Here is a 23,853-nt window from a genome sequence, read left to right on the forward strand (position 1 = left end):
CGCGGGGTCGACGGGGCCCGCGACAGAGAAGGGCCCCGCGCGGGAGGAGAACGGTCAGCAGGCGTTCCCATGACGGGCGTTGACGGGCGGTTCCGGTCAAGGGCGGTACTGTGCGGGCCTGGTGACGGAGGGGCAGCCGGATGCGGCAGGATGAGCGGTCGCCCCGGACGGCGAACACCTGTCCGGGCATGATCGTGCGTTCCCCGGATTCGAGCAGGTGGCAAGTGACGACACAGCGCATACGGCCCGCAGGGCCTCACCCCGGTCCCCGCCTCCCGGGAGGTCACCGATGAAGCGTTCGGTCACCGTGGACGACCTGATGATCGCCGGCATAGCCGTGGCGGCGGGGCTGCTGGCGGCGTTCCTGCTGCGGATGCTGCTGCGCTGGCTGGGCAAGCACGCCGAGCGCACCCGCTGGAGCGGCGACGACGTCATCGTGGACGCGCTGCGCGCCCTGGTGCCGTGGGTGGCGTTCGTGGGCGGCCTCGCGTCGGCGGCCGCGGTGCTGCCGCTGACCTCGGCGGTGGGCCGCACGGTCAGCCGCTCGCTGACCGTGCTGCTCATCCTGGTCACGACGGTCACCGCGGCACGGCTCATCGCGGGCCTGGTCCGGTCGGTGACCCAGTCCCGGTCGGGTGTCGCCGGCTCGGCCACCATCTTCGTGAACATCACCCGGGTCGTGGTGCTGGCGATCGGCTTCCTGGTCGTCCTGCAGACCCTGGGGATCTCCATAGCGCCGCTGCTCACGGCACTGGGCGTGGGCGGTCTCGCGGTCGCCCTGGCCCTCCAGGACACCCTCGCCAACCTCTTCGCGGGGGTGCACATCCTCGCGTCGAAGACGATCCAGCCGGGCGACTACATCAGGCTGAGCAGCGGCGAGGAGGGGTACGTCGTCGACATCAACTGGCGCAACACCACGGTCCGCCAGCTCTCCAACAACCTGGTCATCATCCCCAACGCCCAGTTGTCGGGCACCAACATGACCAACTTCACCCGGCCCGAGCAGCAGATGACGCTGACCGTGCAGGTGGGCGTCGGGTACGACAGCGACCTGGACCACGTCGAGCGGGTGACGAACGAGGTCGTGACCGAGGTGATGACCGGGATCACGGGCGCGCTCCCGGACCACGAGCCCGCCGTGCGGTTCCACACCTTCGGCGACTCGCGCATCGGACTGACGGTGATCCTCGGCGTGGGCGAGTTCAGCGACCAGTACCGGATCAAGCACGAGTTCATCAAGCGCCTGCACAGGCGCTACCGCGACGAGGGCATCCGCATCCCGTCCCCGGCCCGCACCGTCGCCCTCCAGAGCGGCGGCACCCCCCTGCCGGAGTCCGCCATCCCGCACCAGCGCGAGGCGGCGTCCCGCCCGTGAGGTGCCCGCGGCCCGGACCGGCCGCGTCCGGGCACGGCCCGGCGGCGGATGCGCGGAGCGTGACGGGCTCCCGCGGAACGTGACCGCACCGCGCCGGACGCCGGCCCCGGGCCCGCGGCTGTTTCCCGCGGGCCCGGCCCGCCCCGGCGCGGACCCCTGTCGAGGCCGGGTCGCTCACGAGATATCTTGATGTCGAGCAATGTTGCAGACGTGGAGCGGAGCACCCGGTGACTGACTCGACCATCATCTATACGCACACTGACGAGGCCCCGGCCCTGGCGACGTATTCGTTCCTGCCGGTGGTCCAGGCGTACGCCTCGCAGGCGGGTGTCACTGTGGAGACCCGTGACATCTCGCTTGCCGGGCGCATCGTCGCCCTCTTCCCGGAGTACCTCCAGGAGGACCAGCGCATCGCGGACGCGCTGACCGAGCTGGGCGAGCTGGCCAAGACGCCCGAGGCCAACATCATCAAGCTGCCGAACATCTCGGCGTCGATCCCCCAGCTGAAGGCGGCCGTGGCCGAGCTTCAGGCGCAGGGCTACGCGCTCCCGGACTACCCGGACGACCCGAAGTCGGACGAGGAGCGCGACATCCGCGCCCGGTACGACAAGGTCAAGGGCAGCGCCGTGAACCCGGTGCTGCGCGAGGGCAACTCCGACCGCCGCGCCCCCGCGTCGGTCAAGAACTACGCCAAGACCCACCCGCACCGCATGGGCAAGTGGACGTCCGACTCGAAGACGAACGTCGCCACCATGGGCGTCGACGACTTCCGCTCCACCGAGAAGTCCGCGGTGATCTCCGAGGCGGGCGCGCTGCGCATCGAGCTGGTCGGCGACGACGGCACCACCACCGTGCTGCGCGAGTCCGTACCCGTCCTGGCCGGCGAGGTCGTGGACGCGTCCGTCATGCACGTCGCGCCGCTGCGCGAGTTCCTCACCGCGCAGATCGCCCGCGCCAAGGCCGAGGGCGTGCTGTTCTCGGTCCACCTCAAGGCCACGATGATGAAGGTCTCCGACCCGATCGTCTTCGGTCACGTGGTGCGCGCCTTCTTCCCGAAGACGTTCGCGCGGTACGGCGAGACGCTCGCCGCCGCCGGTCTGACCCCGAACGACGGTCTCGGCGGCATCTACAAGGGCCTGGAGTCCCTGCCCGAGGGCACGGAGATCAAGGCGTCCTTCGACGCCGAGCTCGCCGAGGGCCCCGAGCTGGCGATGGTCGACTCCGACAAGGGCATCACCAACCTGCACGTGCCGTCCGACGTCATCGTCGACGCCTCGATGCCGGCCATGATCCGCACCTCCGGCCACATGTGGGGCCCGGACGGCCAGGAGGCCGACACCCTCGCGGTGCTGCCGGACAGCAGCTACTCCGGCGTGTACCAGGTCGTCCTCGACGACTGCCGCGCCAACGGCGCCTTCGACCCGTCGACCATGGGCACCGTCCCGAACGTCGGCCTCATGGCGCAGAAGGCCGAGGAGTACGGCAGCCACGACAAGACCTTCGAGGTGCCGACCACCGGCACCGTCCGTCTCGTCGACCAGGCCGGCGACGTCGTCCTGGAGCAGACCGTCTCCGCCGGCGACATCTTCCGCGCCTGCCAGACCAAGGACGCCCCGATCAAGGACTGGGTGAAGCTGGCCGTCACCCGCGCCCGCGCCACCGGTGACCCGGCCGTGTTCTGGCTGGACGCCGAGCGCGCGCACGACGCCGTGCTCATCGAGAAGGTCGAGCGGTACCTGGCGGAGCACGACACCGAGGGCCTGGACATCCGTGTCCTGCCCCCGGTCGAGGCGACCAAGCTGTCCGTGGAGCGCATCCGCCGCGGCGAGAACACCATCTCGGTCACCGGCAACGTGCTGCGCGACTACCTGACCGACCTGTTCCCGATCCTGGAGCTGGGCACCAGCGCCAAGATGCTGTCGATCGTCCCGCTGATGGCGGGCGGCGGCCTCTTCGAGACGGGCGCCGGCGGCTCCGCGCCGAAGCACGTGCAGCAGCTCGTCAAGGAGGACTACCTCCGCTGGGACAGCCTCGGTGAGTTCCTCGCCCTGGCGTCCAGCTTCGAGCACCTCGCGACCACCACGGGCAACGCGCGCGCCCAGGTGCTCGCCGACACCCTCGACCGCGCGACGGCGACGTTCCTCAACGAGGACAAGTCGCCGACCCGCCGCGTCGGCGGCATCGACAACCGCGGCAGCCACTTCTTCCTCTCCCTGTACTGGGCGAACGAGCTGGCCCGGCAGACCGACGACGCGGACCTCGCCAAGGCGTTCGCCCCGCTCGCCGAGGTGCTGACCGCCCAGGAGCAGACGATCGTCGACGAGCTGAACGCCGTCCAGGGCAAGCCCGCCGAGATCGGCGGCTACTACCAGCCCGACCCGGCCAAGGCCGCCTCGGTCATGCGCCCGTCGGCCACCTGGAACGAGGCGCTGGCGACCCTCGCCTGACCCACGCGCCGGCCCGCGGAGGCGACTCCGCGGCCGCAGCCGCACGCACGCCGCCCCGGCCGGACTCCCCGGCCGGGGCGGCGTGCGTCGTGACGGACCCCGCCGGTGCCGTACGCCGGCACGGACACCCCCGTTCCTCGGGCGCTCGTCGCCCGACGGCGAGGGTCAGGCGAACGTTCGGCGCAGGTGTGCCGTCAGGTGGTCCGGCACGGCGCAGTGGAAGCGTCCGGAGAGGTAGCCGTCCGGGCGGATCAGGACGGCCTCGCCGTCGCCCGGCGCGTAGGCGGCCCGGAACCCGCCCGCGGCGTCCCGCACCCGCGGCGGACGCAGGCCGACCGGCCGGGCGTCCTCCGGCACCTCGGCGGCGGTCACCACGTAGGCGTCGAGCAGGCCGTGGGCGACGCGACGCGCCTCGGCGGCGCAGGCTTCGAGGCGGGCGGCCCCCTCGCCCGACGCGTACTCCTCGCCCGCGAAGAGCAGCAGCACGTGCCGCGGGGTCCGCAGCAGGTCGAACAGCCGCCGCGGGTAGGTGGCGAGATCGCTCAGCAGGCCGCGGCAGTCCGGGGCCCGGTCACCGGGCAGGGGACCAGCCTCGGGTGCGCGGTCGGCCGGCCGGGGCTGGGTCAGCGGGCTGTCCGGGTAGGCGACCAGCAGCTGGGCCTGGCGCAGCATCGCCGTCTCGGTGTCGTTGCCGTTGTTGAGGGGCCCGGCACCGGCCCGGCGGACGGTGCGGGCATGGCGGACGGTGCGGTCGACCACTTCCTGCGCGACCGGATGGCGTTCGGCGTGATAGCTGTCGAGCAGGTCGTCCGTGGCCAGTCCGCGGACGGTCAGGGCCAGCTTCCAGGCGAGGTTGTAGGCGTCCTGCACCCCGGTGTTCAGGCCCTGCCCGCCGATGGGCGGCTGGATGTGCGCGGCGTCCCCGGCGACGAAGACACGGCCGTTGCGGTAGCGGTCGACCAGGCGGTGACTGGTCCGGAAGGTGGAGGACCAGCGCAGCGTGGAGGCGGTCGTCACCTCCGGGGACAGCCGGTCGAGCACGGCCTGGATCTGGCCGAGGTCCAGGCCCTGCCCGTCCCCCGCGCCGAGGGCCGTCCCGTCCGGTGCGCCCGGGCCGTCCTCGCCCTCGGCCCCGGCGTCGCGGCGCAGCATCGACAGCCAGTACCGCCGGACGCCCGGCATCGGGATGCAGACGACCATGTCGTCCACCTCACCGTTCGCGTCCAGCTTCACGGACCGCATGCTGTAGCCGGCGGGCAGCTCCCAGTCGACCTCGACGTCGCCGATCATGTACTGCTCGGGGAGGGCGTCGCCCTCGAAGGTCAGCCCGGCCGCCCTGCGGACCAGGCTGTGCGCGCCGTCGCAGCCCACGACGTAGCGGGCGCGCAGACGCTCGGCCGATCCGTCGGCGCGCGCGAGAACGACGTCGACACCGTCCGGGCGCGGCTCCAGCGAGCGCAGCTCGACCGCCCGCTCGACGTCCGTGCCGAAGCCCGCCAGGTGCTCGGTGAGCAGCCGCTCGGTCTCGTACTGGGGCAGCGTGGCGAAGGGGTAGGAGATCTCGGGCGGCAGCGTGAGCTCGACGCGCGGGCGGGGCTTGCCGTCGATGTAGACCAGCTGACCCAGGTGCGGTACGGCCTCGTCCAGAACGCTGTGGACCAGGCCCATCGCCTCCCACACCTCCAGCGTGCGGGGCACGATACCGATCGCCTTGGCATAGGGGTCCGGGGCGGCCAGCCGATCCACGATGCGGCAGTCCACGCCGTGCCGTCGCAGCTCGGCCGCCGCCGTCAGACCCACCGGGCCCGCGCCCACCACGAGTACGTCGACATCAGCCATGTTCAGGCCCTTCGTCGTCCGGATTGGGTACCGGGAAAGTCTGCTTCACCGGACGGCTCCGGACCGTTGGAGCCGAGGCTCCCCGCGAAGGGACCATCACGGAAATCCGGGCCAGGGGCGCGTTGTCGGACCTCGGGTTCACCGGTCCGGCCGACGCTGGATCGGCCTACCGCTCCCGTCGGGGCGGCCGGATCGCCGGCGGCCGGCGTTCAGGACGGCGCGGTGCGGGCGCGGTCAGGGGCGCGGCGGCTGACCGGCCGTCGGCACGGTCGGCATGGCACACGGTCGGCGTGACACACGGTCCGCATGACCTGGGGGCAGGTGACAGGGACGGTGGCCAGGGTTTCCACAAGCTCGGTCCTTCGTGGCGGCCACGCCCGCCTCCCGCGCGGACGGGAGCACGGTCTGCGCCCCCTCCGCGGACGGCGACGTCGTCCCCCACTCCCCCGGCGGACGACGCGCGGCACCGGCCCGACATCACGCCCCCGCACATCGGCGGTCACGGCGTTCTTCCCCGCTCGGCGCGTCACGGTGACAGGGGCGGGCCCACCTGGGCGATCACCGGTGGCGGGCCGCAACACCCCTTCATAACTTCGGCCTATGACCAAACGACAGTTGGCCCACCTCGCCTGCGCGGCGGCGGTCGTGGCGTCGGGCCTGGGCGCCGCCGCCCCCTCGGCCGCCCACCGGTCGGTGCACCTCGTGCGCGCCGGCGAATCCATCCAGAAGGCCGTGGACGCGGCGAAGCCGGGCGACACCGTCGTCGTCTCCCCGGGCACCTACCACGAGAGCGTCCGCATCACCGTGTCGGACCTGACCCTGCGAGGCTCCGGCGCCCGCAACACCGTCATCGTGCCGGGCACGACGACCGCCGCCGACGCGTGCGCCGGCGCGGGCAACGGCGTCTGCGTCACCGGCACGGGCGCCAGCCCCGTCCGGAACGTCACCGTGGCCGCCCTGACCCTGCGGGGCTTCACCAAGCAGGGCCTCTGGGCGACCGGGACCGACCGCCTCACCGTCCGCGCCGTGACCACCGAGCAGAACGGTCAGTGGGGGCTCGCCACCGAGCGCTCCACGCGCACGCGGATCGTCGGCAACACCGCCCGGAACAACGGCGACGCCGGAGTCTTCCTCTCCAACACGGTCACCGCCGAGGAAGGCGCCCTGGACACCGACGGCGCCGTCGTCGCCCGCAACCTGCTCAGCGGCAACCGCATCGGCATCACCGTACGACGGCTGCGGAACCTGACCGTCGGCCACAACGAAGCCACCGGCAACTGCTCCGCCATCAACATCGTCGGCGACGAGAACAAGCCGCGGGTCGGCGCCGTGACCGTGCGTCAGAACCACATCCACGCCAACAACAAGTTCTGTCCCAAGACCGCACGGCTGCCCTTCCTCCAGGGCTCCGGCATCGTCCTCACCGGCGCGGAGGACGTTCACGTGACGCGCAACCGGATCGAGGACAACGTCGGCACGTCCCCGCTGTCCGGCGGCATCGTCCTGTTCAAGAGCTTCGTGGGCGCCCTCAACGAACACAACGAGGTCCGCGGCAACATCCTGCGGCGCAACGGCCCCGCCGACCTCGCCAACCGTGACACCGGCCAGGGCAACACGTTCCGGGGCAACTCCTGCAAGGTCTCCGAACCCGCCGGGCTGTGCTGATCGGGGGAGCTCCCCCAGCACGCCGGTCCCCCTCCCCCGTACAGCACGACACCAGAAGCGAGGCACCCATGACGACAGTCGAACAGGTCGACCAGACTCCCCCGCCGCCCATGCGGCTGCGGGAGCTCGTGTTCGGAGCGGCCTGCGCCGCCGCCGTACGCGCCGCCGCCCGCCTCGGCGTGGCCGACGCGCTCGACGAACGCCCCATGGAGGTGGAGGACCTGGCGGCGGCGGTGAAGACCCAGCCGCACACGCTGCGCCGGCTGCTGCGGGCGCTGTCCTGCCAGGGCGTCTTCGTGGAGCACCCGGACGGCACCTTCGGGCACACGGAGATGTCCCGGCTGCTGCGCGAGGACGACCCGCACAGCCTCCGGTACATCGCCCTGTGGTGCACCGAGCCGTGGACGTGGGCGGTCTGGCCGCAGCTCGACGAGGCGGTCCGCTCCGGCGACAACGTCTTCGAGAACGTGTACGGCCGGGAGTTCTTCTCCTACCTCAACGAGGAGGCGCCCGAGTCCGCGCACGTCTTCAACCGCGCCATGACCACGTCCAGCGCGCAGTCGGCGCGGGACGTCGCCGAGCTGCTCGACCTGGAGGGCGTCACCTCGGTCGCGGACATCGGAGGCGGCCAGGGGCAGGTCGTGGCCAGCCTGCTGGAGAAGCACCCCGCCCTGCACGGCACGCTGCTCGACCTGCCGGGCGTGGTGGAGAACGCCGACGCGCGGCTGCGCGACGGCGGGGCGCTGGCGGAGCGGGTGCGGATCGTGCCCGGCGACTGCCGCCAGGACATCCCGGTGCAGGCCGACGTGTACATCATCAAGAACATCCTGGAATGGGACGACGAGAGCACCCGCCGGGCGCTCGCCAACGTCCGCAAGGCCGCGCGTCCCGGCGCCCGGGTCATCGTCATCGAGAACCTCGTGGACGACACCCCCTCCATGAAGTTCACGACCGCCATGGACCTGCTGCTCCTTCTGAACGTGGGCGGCGCCAAGCACACCCGGCAGAGCATGGTCGACCGGCTCACGGACGCCGGTCTGGTCATCGGCGAGGTCCGCCCGGTGAACGCGTACCTGCACGCCTTCGAGTGCACGGTCCCCGCCTGATCCTGGCAGGACACACCTCGACGAGAGCCGGGCGAAGAACCCGGACGAAGAACCCGGAAAACCCGAGGCCGCCGGTTCCGCTTCTCGCGGAGCCGGCGGCCTCGGGTGTGTGCCGGGGTGCCCGGTCAGGACGCGGTGTTCCGCTCCCACGTGTAGAAGCACTGCGCCATGGCGTCCTTGGGGCTCCGCCACGTCTGCGGGTCGTACGCGCTCACGTACGCCGCCAGTTCGTCACTCACGTTCCGGAACTCCGGGTGTCCCGCCACCTTCGCGATGGCCGGCGCCGGGTCCCGCTCGGACTCGATGAGGTGCAGGTACACATCACCGAACTGGAAGAGGCTGCGCCGGTTGACCCCGATGAGGTGCGGCAGTTCGCCGCGGTCGGAGGCGGCGAACACGTCGGAGATCGCGGGCGCCGAACCGGGCGCCATACGGGCGACGATCAGGGCGTGGTGCATCGGACGGTCCTTCCTGTGTGCCGTGGGTCAGCTGACGGGCGCGCTGCGGCGCTCCCGGGCGGCCTGCTCGATCTTGTCCCGGATGAGGCCCATCTGCGTGGCGGAGTTCCGGTTGATGTTGTCCGTCATCCACTCGTCGTCCACCGGGGCCTCGGGCTTCATCGCGAAGTCCTGCACCCACCGCATGTGCGTGCCGGCCGGCGTCTCCTCGTACTCCCACCGGATGTTCATGTGCGCGAAGGGGCCGGTCTCCACGCGGCGGGCCCGGACGGTCCGCGCGGCGCGGTCCATGGTGCGCTCCGAGACCCAGCTCCACACCTTCCCGTTCTCGTCCGGGTGCATGGTGAGGCGGAACGTCGTCGAGTCGCCCTCCCGGGAGAGGACTTCGAGGGAGGCGTACTCGCTGAACAGCCGCGGCCAGTTCTCGATGTCGTTCGTCATGTCCCAGACGAGGTCGAGAGGGGCGTCGATGGTGATGCTGTTGTCGGTGTGTCCGGGCACGTCAGGCTCCAGCCTTGAGGGTGTCGTTGACGAGGTCGAGGAACTCGCGGGGGGTCTTGCAACGTTCGGCGTCCGGCGGGAGGGGCCGGCTGTACCGGTTCTCCAGCTCGCCGACGATGCCGAGCAGCGCGAGCGAGTCGAGGCCGAGGGTGCCGAAGGGCGCGTCGGAGGCCTTCGCGAGTTCCTGGGGGTCGACGGTGATCCCGGCCGCCTTCTTCATCAGCGCGGCCAGTTCGTCGAGGGTCACTTCGGTGGTGATCATGCGTGTGTTCTCCTCACTTGCCGCCCGACTAGCGGGCGGAGTCTCCGCGGCGCACGACGAGCGCCGCGTTGGAGCCCATGAGTCCCCGGCTGAGGATCAGGGCCGTCCGCAGCTCGGCGGGGCGGGCGTCCGACGTCACCACGTCGAGGTCGTGGCAGATGTCGAACACGTTCGGGGTGGGCGGTACCTGGCCGTGCTCCATCGCGAGCACCGCGGCCGCGGTGTCGAGCAGCGGCGCCCCGCAGTAGGCGCGTCCGATGCCCGTCTTGGGTGCCGTGACGGGGACCCGGGTCCCGTGCGCGCCGAGGGCGTCGGCGATCGCGAGGGCCTCGGCCCGGTCGGCCTCGGGGACACCGAGGGCGTCCGCGAAGACGACGTCGATCTCCTCCGGCGCGCAGTCGGCCTCGGCGAGGGCGCCGCGGATGGCCTGCGCGAGTCCCTCCCTGGACCGCTCCCACTGGGAGGCGCCGGTGAAGGTCGCCGCGTGTCCGGCCACCACGGCCCGGACGGTCGCGCCGCGCTCACGGGCACGCCGCTCGTCCTCGACGACGAACATGGCGCCGCCCTCCGCGGGAACGAAACCGCAGGCTCCCTTGGTGAAGGGACGGTAGGCGCGGTCGGGGTCCTCGACGGTGCTGAGCTCGGGGTAGGCGAGCTGGCAGACCATCGAGTACGGGGCGAGGGGGGCCTCCGCCGCTCCGACGACCATCGCGCCGGTGCCGCGCCGGACACCGCGGGCGGCGTGGGCGACGGCGTCCAGTCCGCCCGCCTCGTCGCTCGCGACCACACCGCAGGGGCCCTTGAAGCCGCCGCGGATGGAGATCTGGCCGGTGCTGGCGGCGTAGAACCAGGCGATGGACTGGTACGGGCCGACGTACCGGGATCCCTGGCCCCACAGCTTCTGCAGTTCGCGCTGGCCGAACTCGCCGCCGCCGGATCCCGCGGCGGTGACGACGCCGATGTCGTACGCCTCCTCGGGGTCGACGTCACCGAGTCCGGCGTCGTCCAGGGCGAGGACGGTCGCGCCCAGTGCGAAATGGCTGAAGCGGTCGGTCTGGACGAGGAACCGCTCCTCGATGAGGTCGGCGGCCTCGAACGACCGGACCTCGCCCGCGACGCGCAGCGGCAGATGCCCGCAGCCCTCGCGGGTGATCCGGTCGAGGACGCCGAGCCCCTCCCGGACGGACTTCCAGTAGGCGTCGGCGGTCTGTCCGTTGGGGGCGATGACGCCGATGCCGGTGACGGCTGCGCGCCCGGGGCGCTGCGTACGCTGCGTGCTCATCGTGTCCTCCCTGCCGGCCCGGTCAGCAGCACCGCGGACTGGAACCCGCCGAATCCGCTGCCGACGGAGAGCACGTTCCTCAGCTTCCGCGGGCGGGCGGTGCGCGGCACGTAGTCCAGGTCGCACTCCGGGTCCGGGGTCTCGTAGTTCGCCGTGGGCGGTACGACCTGGTGCTTCAGGGCGAGGACGCAGGCGACGACCTCGATGGCGCCGATCGCGCCGAGCGAGTGGCCCACCATGGACTTGATGGAACTCATGGGCGTGCCGTAGGCGTGGTCGCCCAGGGAGCGCTTGACGGCCGCGGTCTCGTGGCGGTCGTTCTGCCGGGTTCCGGAGCCGTGCGCGTTGACGTAGTCGATCAGCGTGGGGTCGAGACGGGCCTGGTCGAGCGTGGTGTCGATCGCCCGGGACATCTCCAGTCCCTCACTGGTCAGACCGGTCATGTGGTAGGCGTTGCCGTAGGTGGCGTAGCCGCCGATCTCGCAGTAGATGTGCGCGCCGCGTGCCCTGGCGTGTTCGTACTCCTCCAGGATCAGTACCGCGGCGCCCTCGCCCATGACGAACCCGTTGCGGTGGGCGTCGAAGGGCCGTGAGGCGTGCTCCGGGTCGTCGTTGTCGGGCGACGTGGCCTTGATGGCGTCGAAGCAGGCCATGGTGATCGGGGAGATCGGGGAGTCGGACGCGCCGGCGATGCAGATGTCGGCCCGGCCCTCCTCGATGGTGTGGAAGGCGTAGCCGACCGCGTCGAGTCCGGAGGTGCAGCCGGTGGAGACGGTCTGCACCGGCCCCTGGGCCCCGAACTCCTCGGCGACGACCGAGGCGAGCGTGCTGGGCGAGAACGCCAGGTGCAGCTGGGGGTCGGCGGTGCGGTGGTCGACGTCCCACCGGCTGCCGCCCTCGCTGACCTTGACGTAGTCGTGCTCCAGGCGGGTGGTGCCGCCGACGGCGCTGCCGAGGGAGACCGCTACGCGCCAGGGGTCCTGCTCGGCGGTGTCGATGCCCGCGTCACGGACGGCTTCCCCGGCGGCGACGACCGCGAACTGGATGTAGCGGTCGGCGTCGCGGACGAGCTGCGGGTCGAGTCCGTGCGCGAGGGGGTCGAAGTCGCACTCGGCGGCTATGCGGGAGCGCAGTCCCGCCGGGTCGAAGAGCGTGATGCCGCGGGTCGCGGTGCGGCCGCTTGCGAGGAGGTCCCAGAACGCCTTCGTCCCGGTTCCGCCCGGAGCGACCACACCGATGCCGGTGACGGCCACTCGCCGGGTCACTGTATGGCCCCACTTCGCTCGGACGCCTGTCCGTGGTCCGGCGCGGACAGGTCCGGCCCGGTGGTGGCGAACCGCGGAGCGGGCTGGGTGTCGTCCGTCTCCTCGGTGTCGACGTGGCCGAGGCTCGGGCGGGGGGCGAGCGGGCCGAGGTGGAAGACCATGCGGGCCTCGGTGTCGCCGACGTTGCGGAAGCGGTGCCGCATGTTGATCGGGATGAGCAGGCCCTGGTCGGGCTGGAGCGCGAACGCCTCGCCGTCCAGGTCGACTTCGAGGGCGCCGTTCACCACGAACACGAACTCCTCGGAGTACGGGTGGTAGTGCTCGCTGATGCGCTCGCCGGGCTGCATGATGGCCAGGCCCATGAAGCCGCTGGTGGACCCCGCGGTGGCGGGCGTGAGCATGGCCCGGACGTCCCCGCCGCGCCTGCGGTTGGGTTCCGTCTCGCTCAGGTCCACGATGCGTGGATGATTCGTGATCATGCTTGGTTCCTCCGGGTGGGGCGGGGACGCCGGGTGGGACGTCCGCGGACGCTGGCTGTGGAGTCCCTCAGGAGTCCGACGCGCTGCGGTCGGTGACGGGCAGCATGTCGGCGTGCGACAGCAGACGGTTGGTGTTGCGTTCCGTCGACAGGGCGCCTTCGACGCCGATCGCGGCACCGTCGAGCAGGCGTTCCAGCTCGGCGGCCTTCTGGGGGCCCTTGAGGCCGAGCGAGGCGACGGGGTCCAGGTCGAGCTCGCCCACGATGTCGATCAGCCGGACGACGATGTCGTCGCGCTGGAAAACGGTGCTGCGGTACACGGGGCTGCCCTGGTCGTCGGCCGCCGCCTCGTCCTGGTGGGAGAGGAACTTGGCCAGCTCCGTTCCGCAGCCCGGCCGCGCCGGGTAGTACAGGGCGTGCCGCCGCAGCTGCGCGGGCTCCTCGCGGCCGGAGACCACGTGGTGCACGGCCGGCAGCGCCGCCCGGGTGAAGAAGACGCGCGCGGAGTCCGGGTTGCTCAGGTCGCGGTCCTGCTCCAGGTACGGGTTGATGGCCTCCTCGACCGCCCGCACCTCGGGCTGGCGTGCCACGTGGCGCAGGGCGGCGAGGAGGTCGCCCTCCACCTCCACGGCGCGTACGACGCGGTTGCCGTGCATGAAGAGCGAGGTGCGGCGCAGCCGGGTGTTGTCGTCGACCCGGGCCTGCGGCGACGTGTAGCCGGCCAGCAGCTCGGCGACCTTGGACTCGGAGCCGGGCTTCACCGTGAAGGTGAGGGCGTGGCGGGCGACGCCGTCTCCGACGCGGGCCTCCACCTGCGGGGCCGGCGAGGCGGGCTGTCCGGTGAGGGCCTGGGCGGGGTGGGTCTCGCGGAGGATGCTGTAGCGCATCGACCGGGTGTCCCGGACGCAGCTGTGCATCGGCCGTACCGTCTCGACGTGCTCCTCGCTGTTCACCCAGGCGAGGAACGGGGGCGCGCTCTCCCACTCGCTGGTGATGAGCCACTGCGAGGGGTTCTCGATCGACTGGCACAGCTGGTCACTGATGTGACCGGGCACCGAGGCGACCTGGTTGCGCATGAGTTCGTACGCCTCGAGGAACTGCTCCTGGGCCCCTTCGTACAGGTCCAGCAGCAGAATCACCCGAAGCCTGGAGCCGTCGAAGGCCGACTGCGAGATACGTCCCGAGATGGTCATTCCGGCACACCTCTCCTCTTGGTCACGGAAAGCGAGGAACGACCGCGGTGTCCGAAAAAGGCCGGGGCCGCCATGAGCCGATCGTTGACGGGACCTCCCGACTGCGCGACCCCGCCGGGTCGGACGAGTGAACGGCGAGCCATCCGGGTGCCTCCGACGCGCGAACCGGTCGCACAGGGCGTGGAATCGGCATCGTCATCTCCCACCACGTCGCAGGCGACGCCTGGAGGCAGTCAATGAACCGATTCGAAGGGGCCGGCGAGATCGGTCACCGCACGCCCGTCCTCATCGTCGGCGGCTCGCTGGTGGGACTCTCCACCTCGCTCTTCCTGGGCCGTCTCGGCGTGCCGCACATCCTCGTGGAGCGTCACTCGGGCACCTCGCACCATCCGCGCGGGCGCGGCAACAACGTGCGCACCATGGAGCTCTTCCGGACGGCCGGGGTGCAGCGGCGCATCGAGGAGGCCGCCTCGGTGCTGGCGGACAACCACGGCATCCTGCAGACGCCGTCCCTGGTGGGCGACGCGGGCGAGTGGCTGTTCAAGGAGATCGACCCGGGCGGCGGCCTGGCCCGCTTCAGCCCCGGCGCCTGGTGCCTGTGCAGCCAGAACGATCTGGAACCGGTGCTGCTGGAGAGCGCCCGGGAGCTGGGCGGCGATCTGCGGTTCTCCACGGAGCTGATGTCGTTCGAGCAGGACCCCGACGGGGTGACCGCGATGGTCAAGAGCCGCGAGACCGGCGAGCACACCACGATCCGTGCGGACTACCTGGTCGCGGCGGACGGACCGCGCAGCCCCGTCCGTGAGGCGCTCCGCATCGGCCAGACCGGGCCGGGCGACCTGTTCCACAACGTGAGCGTCACGTTCACCTCCCGCGGTCTCGCGGAGGTCGTGGGCGACCGCCGGTTCATCGTCTGCTACCTCACCGATCCGGAGGCGGACGGCGCGCTGCTGCCCGTCGACAACAAGGAGCACTGGGTCTTCCACGCCCCCTGGCATCCCGAACGGGGGGAAACCATCGAGGAGTTCACCGACGAGCGGTGCGTGGAGCACATCCGGCGGGCGACGGGCGTGCCGGACCTGGACGTGCGGATCACCGGGCGGGCCGCCTGGCACGCGGCCGAGCGGGTCGCCGAACGGTACGCGGACCGGCGGGTGTTCCTCGCGGGCGACTCGGCGCACGAGATGTCCCCGACCGGCGCGTTCGGCTCCAACACCGGTATCCAGGACGCCCACAACCTGGCCTGGAAACTGTCCGCGGTGATCGGCGGGTGGGCCGGCAGGGGGCTGCTCGCGTCGTACGACGCCGAGCGCCGGCCGGTGGCGGAGGCGACCAGCGCACGGGCCTCGTCGCGTTCCGTCGAGCACAGCCACCCGGGGTACACGCCGTCCCCCGCGGCGGGCGGCCCGGGCGGTGCCGGAGGGCCCGGTGGCCCCGGCGGCCCCGGGCGTCCGGGTGCCGGGGGTCCGGGAGGTGCCGGGGGTCCGGGAGGTGCCGGGGGTCCGGGAGGTGCCGGGGGTCCGGGAGGTGCCGGGGGTCCCGGCGGCAGGAAGGGCGGGATCCTGAACGTGGCGCTCGCCTACCGCTACCCGCGGGGTGCCGTGGTGGGCGCCGATCCGGCGGCCCCGGTCGTGCCCGACGGCGTACGGCTGACGGGTGAACCGGGGACGCGGGCGCCGCACCAGTGGCTGACCCGCTCGGGCGAGCGGGTCTCCACGCTCGACCTGTACGAGCGGTCCATGGTGCTGCTCAGCTCGGCGGACGGCAGCGGCGGCTGGCACGACGCCGCCCTGGACGTGGCGCGGGAGCTCGACGTCCCGCTGGATTCCTACCGGGTCGGCGTCCGGCCCGAGGCCGAACTGGCGCCCGCGGACGACACGGAGTGGGCGGAGGCCCACGGCGTCTCCCGGGACGGCGCGGTGCTGGTCCGACCCGACGGGTTCGTCGCCTGGCGGTCCGCGGAGGGGTCCGCGGATCCCGCCGCGGCGCTGCGGGAGGCGCTCACCGCGGTCCTCGACTGCGGCTGATCCCCGTCCGGACCGCCCCCGGCGGGCGTGGAAACGGCCGGAGGCCGTATCGGTCACCCGATACGGCCTCCGGCCGACGACTTCGTAAAGTCGGGACGACAGGATTTGAACCTGCGACCCCTTGACCCCCAGTCAAGTGCGCTACCAAGCTGCGCCACGTCCCGATGCGCCGCCACCCGGTGTCCCGTGTGATCGCGCATCCGAACCCTACCGCACCTCGGTGGGTGCCTCCGCACGCACCGTCATCGTCCCAGCCCAGCGGGGGTCGGCGGGCCGCCCGTCAGGCGTTGGGGTCGAAGGTGATGCCGGCCGGCTTCGCCTTAACGAGGTGCGCGTTGAAGTTGCCGTCCTTGAGGCCGAACACGGCGCTGCCGAAGTTGTAGGCGCTCAACTTGTCGCGCAGCCCGGCCGGGTAGCCGTTCCAGCCGACCAGGGTCGGGAACTGCCAGGTGTGCTGGTGGTTCTCCGGCGGCTCGTCGTTGGTGTTCGCGGGCCGGAAGCAGTGCGTTCCGATGCCGTCCTTGTGGTAGACGACCTTGGGGTGCGTGCCGTCCCAGCGGATCTGGTCCCGGCCGTAGATGTTGAAGTTTCCGTGGGCCGAGGTGGACACGTACTTGGCCTCGTTGTCCTGGACCCACACCACGACGTGTTCCCAGTCGTTGCGGTGTCCGCCGAGGCCGCTGCCGGCGACGGCCTGGTCCTTCTCGAAGTAGAGGCCGTACATGATGGCGCACCAGCCGTTGTTGCACTTCTCGCGGGAGTAGCCGTTGGTGTTGTCGAGGTCCCAGGAGTCGCGGCACTGGCCGTTCAGGGCGCCGGAGGGGTTGAGGCCGCCGTTGACCGTCCCGTCGGGACCGATGGCGGGCGTCGGGTAGCAGCCGTCGGTGTCGTAGTCGAAGGCCGGCTGGAACGTCTGCTCCAGTCCGTCCGCGTTCGCGGGCAAGGCCTTGGGCGGGTCGGCGAGGGCCAGGCCCGGGAAGGCGACGACCAGCGCGACGGCGCTGCCGAGGATGAGCGAGACCTTGCTGATCCGCGAGCTTCTCTTCACTGCGTCCTCCAGATCGACCGCGGCGTGGGGGCGGGGCAGACCACGCGGTCAGGTTGGCATGCCCAGATCAGCTTTCCGGGCGTGCGGCGAAAACGCCAGACTCCGCGGGTGTCCGAGCGATGAAGGATCAGCCAATGCGCGTCCCACGACGGACTGTTGGGGTGATCCGGACACCCCGACAGCACAACTCCCCTACTCGGCAACCCAGTTGTCGCCGAAATACCGTCCGGCCGGGGCCGACTCCGCGGCCGGCGACCGTGGCCCCGGAGCCCTCACTCGCCCCCGGTCCGCGGCTCCCAGCCCTCGTACGCCGCCGTCAGCAGCCCGAGGACGCCGTGGGCCGTCACCTCGCGCGGGTTGGGGTACGACTCCGTGGCGACCTCGGCCGCCGCCCGGCTCAGGTCGCTCTCCTTCAGGCCGAGTTCGGCGAGTGTGCGCGGAGCGCCGAGGTCTCCCGCGAACTGCCGCAGGGCGTGCGGCACGTCATCGGTGTCCAGCGCCCGCGAGAGCGCGGCGATCGCCTGCGGCGCGGCGGCCGCGTTGTAGGCCAGGGCATAGGGCAGGACCACGGTGTGGGTCTCGGCGTGCGGCAGGCCGAAGGTGCCGCCGAGCACGTGGCAGAGCTTGTGGTGCAGTCCCATGGTGGTCGCGCCGAGGCACGCGCCGCAGAGCCAGGCGCCGTACAGGGCGCGTCCGCGCGCCTCCAGGTCACCGGGGGCCTCGGCCACCCGCCGGAGGGCGCCCGTCATCGCGCGGACGCCTTCCTCTGCCATCAGGGAGACCAGCGGGGACGCGTCGGGCGCGTACAGCGCCTCGACGGCGTGCGCGAGGGCGTTGACGCCGCTGGTCACCGAGAGCGGCACCGGGAGGGCGAGGGTCAGTCCGGGGTCGTAGACGACGGAGCGCGGCTGCACGGACGGGTCGCGTCCGGTGCGCTTGGCCCCGTGCTCGGTGAGGCCCCACACGGACGTCATCTCCGAGCCGGAGTAGGTGGTGGGCACGGCGATCAACGGCAGTCCGGTGCGCAGCGCCACCGCCTTGCCCAGGCCGATCGCGGAGCCGCCGCCGACGGCGACGCAGCCGTCCGCGCCCGCCTCCCGTGCCGCCTCGACGGCGCGGTCGGCCACCTCCGCGGGGACGTGCATCCGGGCACCCGCGTGCACCCCCGCACAGCTGTCGCCGAGGGCGTCCGCCACCGACCGCGCGACGTCCTCGCCCCGGCTGCCGCAGATCACCAGGACGCGATGCAGCCCGAGCCGGGCGGCCTCGGCCGGCGTCGCGCTCACCGCCGCGCCGGGCCGGAACACCACCCGTGCGGGCCGGGTCTCGTAGGAGAAGTCGAGCGGGCTCTCGGGGCTGTTGCTCATTCCGGCTCCAGTACGAGGTCGAAGTGCGCGTGCCGGAACGGGTTCGCGACGCCGAACTCCCGTGCCAGGGAGGGGTCGTCGGTCTCGGTGAAGTCCTGCACGAGGCTCTTCTTGACGGCGAAGACGGCGTCCGACTCGAGATGCGCGCCGCCCGCCACGAAGATGTGCGTGGTGACGGGGGCGTGGCCCGCCGCCGAGGCGATGAAGTGGATGTGGGCGGGGCGGTAGGGGTGCCGGGCGGTGGCTCCCAGCAGGGCGCCGACCGGGCCGTCGGTGGGGATCGGGTACGGGCTCGGCACACAGGTGCGGAACCGGAAGCGGCCCTCGGCGTCGGCCGTGAAGAGTCCGCGTCCGTTGCCCGGAGGCTGGACGTCCGGCTGCTGGACGTCGTAGAAGCCCTCGCCGTTCGCCTGCCACACGTCGAGGACCGCGCCGGGCAGCGGAGTCCCGTCGGGCGAGAGCACCTGCCCGTCGATCACGCACGGTTCACCGGTGCCCATCAGGTCGATGTCCGCGCCGAGTTCACGCGGCGGCGACGCCGTCATGTGGAACGGGCCGAGGACCGTCGACTCCGTCGTACGCGGGTCCCGGTGGCCGTTCAGGGTCTCCACGAGCATCGAGACACCGAGCACGTCCGACAGGAGGATGAACTCCTGCCGGGTGTCGGTGCACATGTGCCCCGTCGCCGTCAGGAAGCCGATGGCCTGTTCCCACTCCTCCATGGTCGGCTGCGTCTCCCGGACGAAGTCGTGGAGATGGCGGGTGAGCGCGCCGAGCAGCCCGCGCAGGCGCGGGTCGGGCGTGCCGGCGAAGCTGTCGACGACGGCTTCGGTGATCTCGGTCGTGAAGTCCGTACCGGTGTCCGTACCGGTGTCCGAACCGACGCCCGTACTGACGTCCGCGCCGACGTTCGTGGCGACATCCCTGCCGAAGTACTCCGCCATGCCGCTCCCGTGGTCCCTAGGTCGTCCTGCCAGGCACGTGCCCAGGCTACGAGGCCACCCGCGCCGGGGGTGGCAAGCCGGCGAACCCGTCGCCGGTGTCCCGTCCGCCCGCCCCCGCGACGGCCGCCCGCGGGGTCCCGACACAGGCGGGACGACGCCGGGGATACATGATCGCCCTTTCCGTAAGGCATGGTTGACCCGAGCAACACGCACGCACCGGACGCACGGAAAGTATGATCAAGCAATGTCTGACTTGACCGAAACCACGCCCGGCTGGCTGTCCCGCGACGAACTGGAATCGGCCCGCGCCCGCATGCCGATCCTGTACGTCGAGGCGGTCCCGGTGCGCGTCGACGACAACGGCGAAGTCACCCACATCGGGCTCCTGCTCCGTATCGGTCCGGACGGGACGGTCAGCCGCACCCTCGTCTCCGGCCGGGTGCTGCACCACGAGCGGGTCCGCGACGCGCTGCTGCGCCACCTGGAGAAGGACCTCGGTCCCGTGGCACTCCCCCGGGTGCCCGCCTCCCTGCAGCCCTTCACCGTGGCCGAGTACTTCCCGACACTCGGCGTCACGCCCTTCCACGACCCGCGCCAGCACGCGGTGTCCCTGGCCTACATCGTCCCGGTGACCGGCGACTGCCGTCCCCGGCAGGACGCGCTCGACCTGGTCTGGTTCAGCCCGGAGGAGGCCTCGTCGGCGATGGTCGCGGACGAGATGCCCGGCGGTCACGGAGTGCTGCTGCGGCAGGCGCTGGCCCACGTCGGCTGCCTGTCCTAGCGGCGACGGGACGCGGGGAGACGGGGAGTCCGGGAGACGGAAAAGGCCGTTTTCTCACGGATGAGAAAACGGCCTCCGACCTGCTCGAAAGCTGGTCGGGACGACAGGATTTGAACCTGCGACCCCTTGACCCCCAGTCAAGTGCGCTACCAAGCTGCGCCACGTCCCGGTGCGTTCCCGCGCGGCGGACCGCGCGATCGTGCGAACAGAACTTTACCCCACGTCGGGGGCTGCCCCGCAGGGGGCGCGGAGAGCGGGACAATCGGATCATGAACGGACCATCACGGACACCACGGACACCGCCGGGCGGGAGTCGTGACCGGGACCCCGAGGGCCGGGCGCGCAACGCGCGGCCCCGCGACGGCCTCGGCCGCCCCCTGCCGTACGGATCGGCCGGGGTGGAGCGGCAGCCCGAGGGCGTCGTCCGCGCACCCGGGGAGTCGGTCGCCGAGGCCCAGACGCTGCTGGACGCCGGACGGCCCTTCCACGCGCACGAGGTATTCGAGGACGCCTGGAAGTCCGGCCCGGACGACGAGCGGGGGCTCTGGCGCGGGCTGGCGCAGCTCGCGGTGGGGCTCACCCACGCGGCCCGCGGGAACACGACGGGCGGCGCCCGGCTGCTGCGGCGCGGCGCCGGGGCCGTCGAGGAGTGGGGCGCGGAGACCGGCCGACCCCGGCCGCACGATCTGCGGCTCGCGGAACTGGTCGACTGGGCAAGGGAGTTGGCCGATTCCGTGGAGCGTGGCGGTGTCCCGGTCGACGCGGCGGCGTCGGCGCCGCGGCTGCGCGGGCGGGCCGGCTGAGGCGGAGCCGGACGCGGTGCGTCGGGCGTCCCGGGCGTGGGGCAGACTCCGGGGGTGCGAAAGATTCATGTCATCGGCATCGGAGCGGGCGACCCCGAGCAGCTCACCCTGCAGGCGGTCAAGGCGCTGAGGAGCACGGACGTGTTCTTCATCCTGGACAAGGGCGAGGTGAAGTCCGACCTGGTCCGGCTGCGCCGCGACATCCTCGACGCGCACGTGCCGGAGGGGACGTACCGCCTGGTCGAGGCGCGTGACCCGGACCGCGACCGGACGGCGGGCGGCGCGGCGTACTCGCCGGCCGTCGGGGACTGGCGCAGCGCACGCGGCGCCATCTACGAACGGCTGATCGCCGAGGAGCTGGGCGAGGACGAGAGCGGCGCGTTCCTGGTGTGGGGCGACCCGGCGCTGTACGACAGCACGCTCGGCATCCTGGAGGAGATCCGGGAGCGGGACACCGTGGCGTTCTCGTACGACGTGGTGCCCGGCATCAGCAGTGTCTCGGCGCTCGTCGCCCGGCACCGGACGGGTCTGAACCGGGTCGCCCGGCCCGTGCAGATCACCACCGGGCGGCGCCTAGCGGAGGGTTTCCCGGAGGGCGTGGACGACGTGGTCGTGATGCTCGACGCCCAGCGGACGTTCCGCCAGTACGCGGACCAGGACATCGACATCTACTGGGGCGCCTACATCGGGACCCCCGACGAGATCCTCGCCTCCGGACCGCTGGCCGAGACGGCACCCCGCATCGAGCGGCTGCGCGCCGAGGCCCGGGAGCGCAAGGGCTGGATCATGGACACGTATCTGCTGCGCAGGAATCCTCGGGAATAGGGCCGGGCCCGGAGCGTCGACGAGCGCCGTACGCCGGGCGGATGACCCCGCATGCACGGGGAGCCGCCGGGTGTGAGGGTGGCGATTGTGACGATCACCGAGGATACGGCGCCACCCGCGGCGGAAGCGCCCGGACCGCCGGTGCTGGACGGCCGGCGCCGCAACATCGTCTTCGCGACGATCGTGCTGGGCATTCTCCTCGCCGCGCTCGACCAGACGATCGTGGGCACCGCGCTGCCGACGATCGTGTCGGACCTGGGCGGCGCCGAGCACATGTCGTGGGTGGTGACCGCGTACCTGCTGGCCGAGACCGTGGCGACGGTGCTGGTCGGCAAGTTCGGCGACCTGTTCGGCCGCAAGATCGTCTTCCAGGCCTCGGCGATCATCTTCATCACCGGTTCGTTCCTGTGCGGCCTCGCCACGAACATGTCGCTGCTGATCTCCTGGCGGGCGATGCAGGGCATCGGCGCGGGCGGTCTGATGGTGACCGCCATGGCGCTGATCGCGGACGTCATCCCGCTGCGCGAGCGGGGCAAGTACCAGGGCGCGATCGGCGCGGTCTTCGGTGTGGCCACGGTCATCGGGCCGCTGCTCGGCGGGCTGTTCACGGACCACCTCTCCTGGCGGTGGGCCTTCTACATCAACGTGCCCATCGCGGTCGTCGTGGTGATCGCGGCGGCCCGCACCATCCCCGTGGTGAAGTCGGCCACGCGGCCCGTCATCGACTATCTGGGCATCGCGCTCGTCGCGGTCGGCGCGAGCGCGCTCATCCTGGGGACGAGCTGGGGCGGCAACCAGTACGCCTGGGGATCGCCGACCATCATCGCCCTGTTCGTGGGCGGTCTGGTCGCGCTCGGCCTGTTCTGCTGGGTGGAGACCCGCGCGGCCCAGCCGATGCTGCCGATGCGCCTCTTCTCCAACCCGGTCTTCACGGTGTGCTCGATCCTCAGCTTCATCGTGGGCTTCGCGATGCTCGGCGCGATGACGTTCCTGCCGACCTATCTGCAGTACGTCGACGGGGACTCGGCGACGATCTCCGGTGTCCGGACGCTGCCCCTGGTGGTGGGACTGCTCATCGCCTCGATCTTCAGCGGCAACGTGGTCAGCAAGACCGGGCAGTACCGCATCTTCCCCATCGTCGGTTCCCTGGTGATGGCACTGGGGCTCTACCTGATGTCCCTGATGGGACCGGACACGGGGACGTGGCTGGAGTCCCTGTACATGTTCGTGCTCGGCACCGGCATCGGACTGTCCATGCAGGTCCTGACGATCGCCGTGCAGAACACCGTGGAGTACACCGACCTCGGCACGGCCACCTCGGGAGTCACCTTCTTCCGTACGCTCGGCAGCTCGTTCGGTACGGCCGTCTTCGGGACGATCTACACCAACGCGCTGAAGCCCAACCTGGCCGACGGCGTGCGGTCGGCCGCGGAGGCCGGCGCGGTGTCGCCCGCCGTCGTCGCCCGGGCGGCGCAGAGCCCGGAAGCCCTTCACCGGCTGCCCGCCCGGACGGCGCGGCCCATCATCGAGGCGTACGCCGACACCATCCACACGGTGTTCCTGTGGACCGTGCCGGTGGCGCTCCTCGGGTTCGTGGTGGCGCTCTTCCTCAAGCAGGTGGAACTGCGGGACAGCGCCCGGCTGGGTTCGACGGACATGGGCGAGGGGTTCGCGTCGCCGGCCGGCACCGACTCCCAGCGGGTGCTGGAGGCGTCCGTCGGGAAGATCATCGGGGGCACGGAGATGGCGACCGCCCGCCGGATCGTCGCGGAGTCGGACACCCGGCTGGACGTCGCGGGCGCCTGGGCCGTCATGCAGGTGGAGCTGTTCAGCCGGATGGTCGGCCACGCCAACCTCAACCTGATCGCCGGCCGGCGCCATCTGCCGCCCGAGGTCCTCGTGCCGGTGTTCAACCGCATGGTCGAGGAGGGCTATCTCACCCGGCACGGCTCGCTCTTCTCCCACACGGCGGCCGGTGAGCGCGAGGCACGGGTGATCGGCACGGCCTGGGGCAGGTGGCTCGCGGAACGCGTCGAGCAGGACGTGGGCCGGCCGTCCGGCACGGAACTGCGCGCCGCCGTCGACACCATCGCCAAGCGGCTGCTGGTCGAGGACCTCACCCAGGACATCCCCGACCGGTCCCGGGAACTGGAGCCGGCCTCGAAGGCCTGACCGCCCCGCCGTCGC

20 protein-coding genes and 2 tRNA genes are annotated in these 23,853 nt (G+C 71.8%); 9 read left to right on the forward strand and 13 right to left on the reverse strand.

Going from position 1 to position 23,853, the window contains the following annotated elements; all coding sequences use genetic code 11:
* Nucleotides 1-289 precede the first annotated feature (289 nt).
* Complete coding sequence (locus tag OG406_RS07715) at nucleotides 290-1,375, forward strand: mechanosensitive ion channel family protein (protein WP_329184902.1); 1,086 nt, start codon at nucleotides 290-292, stop codon at nucleotides 1,373-1,375.
* Between the two features lie 227 nt (nucleotides 1,376-1,602).
* Nucleotides 1,603-3,822: an NADP-dependent isocitrate dehydrogenase gene (locus OG406_RS07720; protein WP_266617645.1), complete on the forward strand. Its 2,220-nt coding sequence runs from the start codon at nucleotides 1,603-1,605 to the stop codon at nucleotides 3,820-3,822.
* A gap of 165 nt (nucleotides 3,823-3,987) precedes the next feature.
* On the opposite strand, the gene OG406_RS07725 is transcribed toward OG406_RS07720, so the two are convergent.
* Nucleotides 3,988-5,661, reverse strand: a complete 1,674-nt coding sequence (locus OG406_RS07725; RefSeq protein ID WP_329184905.1) for an FAD-dependent monooxygenase — start codon at nucleotides 5,659-5,661, stop codon at nucleotides 3,988-3,990.
* A 600-nt stretch (nucleotides 5,662-6,261) separates the two neighbouring features.
* Here OG406_RS07725 and OG406_RS07730 point away from each other — a divergent pair.
* Together OG406_RS07730 and OG406_RS07735 are read left to right on the forward strand one after the other, a co-directional pair.
* Entirely contained in the window at nucleotides 6,262-7,326 is a 1,065-nt protein-coding gene (locus OG406_RS07730) for a right-handed parallel beta-helix repeat-containing protein (RefSeq protein ID WP_329184907.1), read from the forward strand.
* 68 nt (nucleotides 7,327-7,394) lie between these two features.
* Nucleotides 7,395-8,432 (forward strand): methyltransferase, encoded by a 1,038-nt coding sequence (locus tag OG406_RS07735; RefSeq protein WP_329184909.1) that lies wholly within the window; start codon nucleotides 7,395-7,397, stop codon nucleotides 8,430-8,432.
* A gap of 125 nt (nucleotides 8,433-8,557) precedes the next feature.
* On the opposite strand, the gene OG406_RS07740 is transcribed toward OG406_RS07735, so the two are convergent.
* From OG406_RS07740 to OG406_RS07770, 7 genes are all read right to left on the reverse strand, one after another.
* On the reverse strand, nucleotides 8,558-8,890 hold the full coding sequence (locus OG406_RS07740; protein WP_081220473.1) for a TcmI family type II polyketide cyclase: 333 nt from the start codon (nucleotides 8,888-8,890) through the stop codon (nucleotides 8,558-8,560).
* Between the two features lie 27 nt (nucleotides 8,891-8,917).
* The gene (locus tag OG406_RS07745) at nucleotides 8,918-9,391 is read right to left on the reverse strand and encodes an SRPBCC family protein (protein WP_266851161.1); all 474 of its coding nucleotides are present in this window, start codon (nucleotides 9,389-9,391) and stop codon (nucleotides 8,918-8,920) included.
* A gap of 1 nt (nucleotide 9,392) precedes the next feature.
* A complete protein-coding gene (locus OG406_RS07750) occupies nucleotides 9,393-9,653 on the reverse strand; it encodes an acyl carrier protein (protein WP_081220471.1) in 261 nt (86 codons plus the stop codon).
* Nucleotides 9,654-9,681: 28 nt separating this feature from the next.
* Nucleotides 9,682-10,935, reverse strand: coding sequence for a ketosynthase chain-length factor (locus tag OG406_RS07755; protein WP_266617641.1), 1,254 nt, complete (start codon nucleotides 10,933-10,935; stop codon nucleotides 9,682-9,684).
* Nucleotides 10,932-12,200 (reverse strand): beta-ketoacyl-[acyl-carrier-protein] synthase family protein, encoded by a 1,269-nt coding sequence (locus OG406_RS07760; protein WP_266617640.1) that lies wholly within the window; start codon nucleotides 12,198-12,200, stop codon nucleotides 10,932-10,934. Before OG406_RS07760 ends, OG406_RS07755 begins: the two co-directional genes overlap by 4 nt.
* Nucleotides 12,197-12,679 carry a cupin domain-containing protein gene (locus OG406_RS07765; protein WP_081220468.1) on the reverse strand — a complete coding sequence of 161 codons (483 nt, stop codon included), beginning with the start codon at nucleotides 12,677-12,679 and terminating at the stop codon, nucleotides 12,197-12,199. Before OG406_RS07765 ends, OG406_RS07760 begins: the two co-directional genes overlap by 4 nt.
* 67 nt (nucleotides 12,680-12,746) lie before the next feature.
* Nucleotides 12,747-13,871, reverse strand: a complete 1,125-nt coding sequence (locus tag OG406_RS07770; RefSeq protein ID WP_164371356.1) for a SchA/CurD-like domain-containing protein — start codon at nucleotides 13,869-13,871, stop codon at nucleotides 12,747-12,749.
* A gap of 236 nt (nucleotides 13,872-14,107) precedes the next feature.
* Between OG406_RS07770 and OG406_RS07775 the strand changes: the two genes are divergently transcribed.
* A complete protein-coding gene (locus OG406_RS07775; RefSeq protein WP_329184915.1) occupies nucleotides 14,108-15,898 on the forward strand; it encodes an FAD-dependent oxidoreductase in 1,791 nt (596 codons plus the stop codon).
* Between the two features lie 90 nt (nucleotides 15,899-15,988).
* On the opposite strand, the gene OG406_RS07780 is transcribed toward OG406_RS07775, so the two are convergent.
* The 4 genes from OG406_RS07780 to OG406_RS07795 form a co-directional block, all read right to left on the reverse strand.
* Nucleotides 15,989-16,062, reverse strand: a tRNA-Pro gene (locus OG406_RS07780).
* A gap of 116 nt (nucleotides 16,063-16,178) precedes the next feature.
* A complete protein-coding gene (locus OG406_RS07785; protein ID WP_164371358.1) occupies nucleotides 16,179-16,946 on the reverse strand; it encodes an NPP1 family protein in 768 nt (255 codons plus the stop codon).
* A gap of 272 nt (nucleotides 16,947-17,218) precedes the next feature.
* Entirely contained in the window at nucleotides 17,219-18,313 is a 1,095-nt protein-coding gene (locus tag OG406_RS07790; RefSeq protein WP_329184918.1) for a maleylacetate reductase, read from the reverse strand.
* Nucleotides 18,310-19,257 (reverse strand): dioxygenase family protein, encoded by a 948-nt coding sequence (locus tag OG406_RS07795; RefSeq protein ID WP_329184920.1) that lies wholly within the window; start codon nucleotides 19,255-19,257, stop codon nucleotides 18,310-18,312. The genes OG406_RS07790 and OG406_RS07795 overlap by 4 nt, the downstream gene beginning before the upstream one ends.
* Before the next feature lie 244 nt (nucleotides 19,258-19,501).
* On the opposite strand from OG406_RS07795, the gene OG406_RS07800 reads away from it, so the two are divergent.
* Nucleotides 19,502-20,038 carry an NUDIX hydrolase family protein gene (locus tag OG406_RS07800; protein WP_203659731.1) on the forward strand — a complete coding sequence of 179 codons (537 nt, stop codon included), beginning with the start codon at nucleotides 19,502-19,504 and terminating at the stop codon, nucleotides 20,036-20,038.
* Between the two features lie 92 nt (nucleotides 20,039-20,130).
* On the opposite strand, the gene OG406_RS07805 is transcribed toward OG406_RS07800, so the two are convergent.
* Nucleotides 20,131-20,207 (reverse strand) — tRNA-Pro (locus OG406_RS07805).
* A gap of 100 nt (nucleotides 20,208-20,307) precedes the next feature.
* Here OG406_RS07805 and OG406_RS07810 point away from each other — a divergent pair.
* The 3 genes from OG406_RS07810 to OG406_RS07820 all read left to right on the forward strand — a co-directional run bounded on the left by OG406_RS07810 (nucleotide 20,308) and on the right by OG406_RS07820 (nucleotide 23,838).
* The gene (locus tag OG406_RS07810; RefSeq protein ID WP_329184922.1) at nucleotides 20,308-20,841 is read left to right on the forward strand and encodes a DUF309 domain-containing protein; all 534 of its coding nucleotides are present in this window, start codon (nucleotides 20,308-20,310) and stop codon (nucleotides 20,839-20,841) included.
* 54 nt (nucleotides 20,842-20,895) lie between these two features.
* On the forward strand, nucleotides 20,896-21,666 hold the full coding sequence (gene cobF, locus OG406_RS07815; RefSeq protein WP_267049091.1) for a precorrin-6A synthase (deacetylating): 771 nt from the start codon (nucleotides 20,896-20,898) through the stop codon (nucleotides 21,664-21,666).
* Nucleotides 21,667-21,753: 87 nt separating this feature from the next.
* Entirely contained in the window at nucleotides 21,754-23,838 is a 2,085-nt protein-coding gene (locus OG406_RS07820) for an MDR family MFS transporter (RefSeq protein WP_329184925.1), read from the forward strand.
* The last annotated feature ends 15 nt before the right edge of the window (nucleotides 23,839-23,853 follow it).

The organism is Streptomyces sp. NBC_01428 (genome assembly GCF_036231965.1).
In the GTDB taxonomy this organism is placed as follows: Bacteria; Actinomycetota; Actinomycetes; order Streptomycetales; family Streptomycetaceae; genus Streptomyces.

Coding starts and splice junctions, on each gene's coding strand:
- OG406_RS07715 (WP_329184902.1), top strand. CDS start 290: ATGAAGCGTTCGGTCACCGTGGACGACCTGATGATCGCCGGCATAGCC.
- OG406_RS07725 (WP_329184905.1), bottom strand. CDS start 5,661: ATGGCTGATGTCGACGTACTCGTGGTGGGCGCGGGCCCGGTGGGTCTG.
- OG406_RS07730 (WP_329184907.1), top strand. CDS start 6,262: ATGACCAAACGACAGTTGGCCCACCTCGCCTGCGCGGCGGCGGTCGTG.
- OG406_RS07735 (WP_329184909.1), top strand. CDS start 7,395: ATGACGACAGTCGAACAGGTCGACCAGACTCCCCCGCCGCCCATGCGG.
- OG406_RS07740 (WP_081220473.1), bottom strand. CDS start 8,890: ATGCACCACGCCCTGATCGTCGCCCGTATGGCGCCCGGTTCGGCGCCC.
- OG406_RS07750 (WP_081220471.1), bottom strand. CDS start 9,653: ATGATCACCACCGAAGTGACCCTCGACGAACTGGCCGCGCTGATGAAG.
- OG406_RS07755 (WP_266617641.1), bottom strand. CDS start 10,935: ATGAGCACGCAGCGTACGCAGCGCCCCGGGCGCGCAGCCGTCACCGGC.
- OG406_RS07765 (WP_081220468.1), bottom strand. CDS start 12,679: ATGATCACGAATCATCCACGCATCGTGGACCTGAGCGAGACGGAACCC.
- OG406_RS07770 (WP_164371356.1), bottom strand. CDS start 13,871: ATGACCATCTCGGGACGTATCTCGCAGTCGGCCTTCGACGGCTCCAGG.
- OG406_RS07775 (WP_329184915.1), top strand. CDS start 14,108: ATGAACCGATTCGAAGGGGCCGGCGAGATCGGTCACCGCACGCCCGTC.
- OG406_RS07790 (WP_329184918.1), bottom strand. CDS start 18,313: ATGAGCAACAGCCCCGAGAGCCCGCTCGACTTCTCCTACGAGACCCGG.
- OG406_RS07795 (WP_329184920.1), bottom strand. CDS start 19,257: ATGGCGGAGTACTTCGGCAGGGATGTCGCCACGAACGTCGGCGCGGAC.
- OG406_RS07800 (WP_203659731.1), top strand. CDS start 19,502: ATGTCTGACTTGACCGAAACCACGCCCGGCTGGCTGTCCCGCGACGAA.
- OG406_RS07810 (WP_329184922.1), top strand. CDS start 20,308: ATGAACGGACCATCACGGACACCACGGACACCGCCGGGCGGGAGTCGT.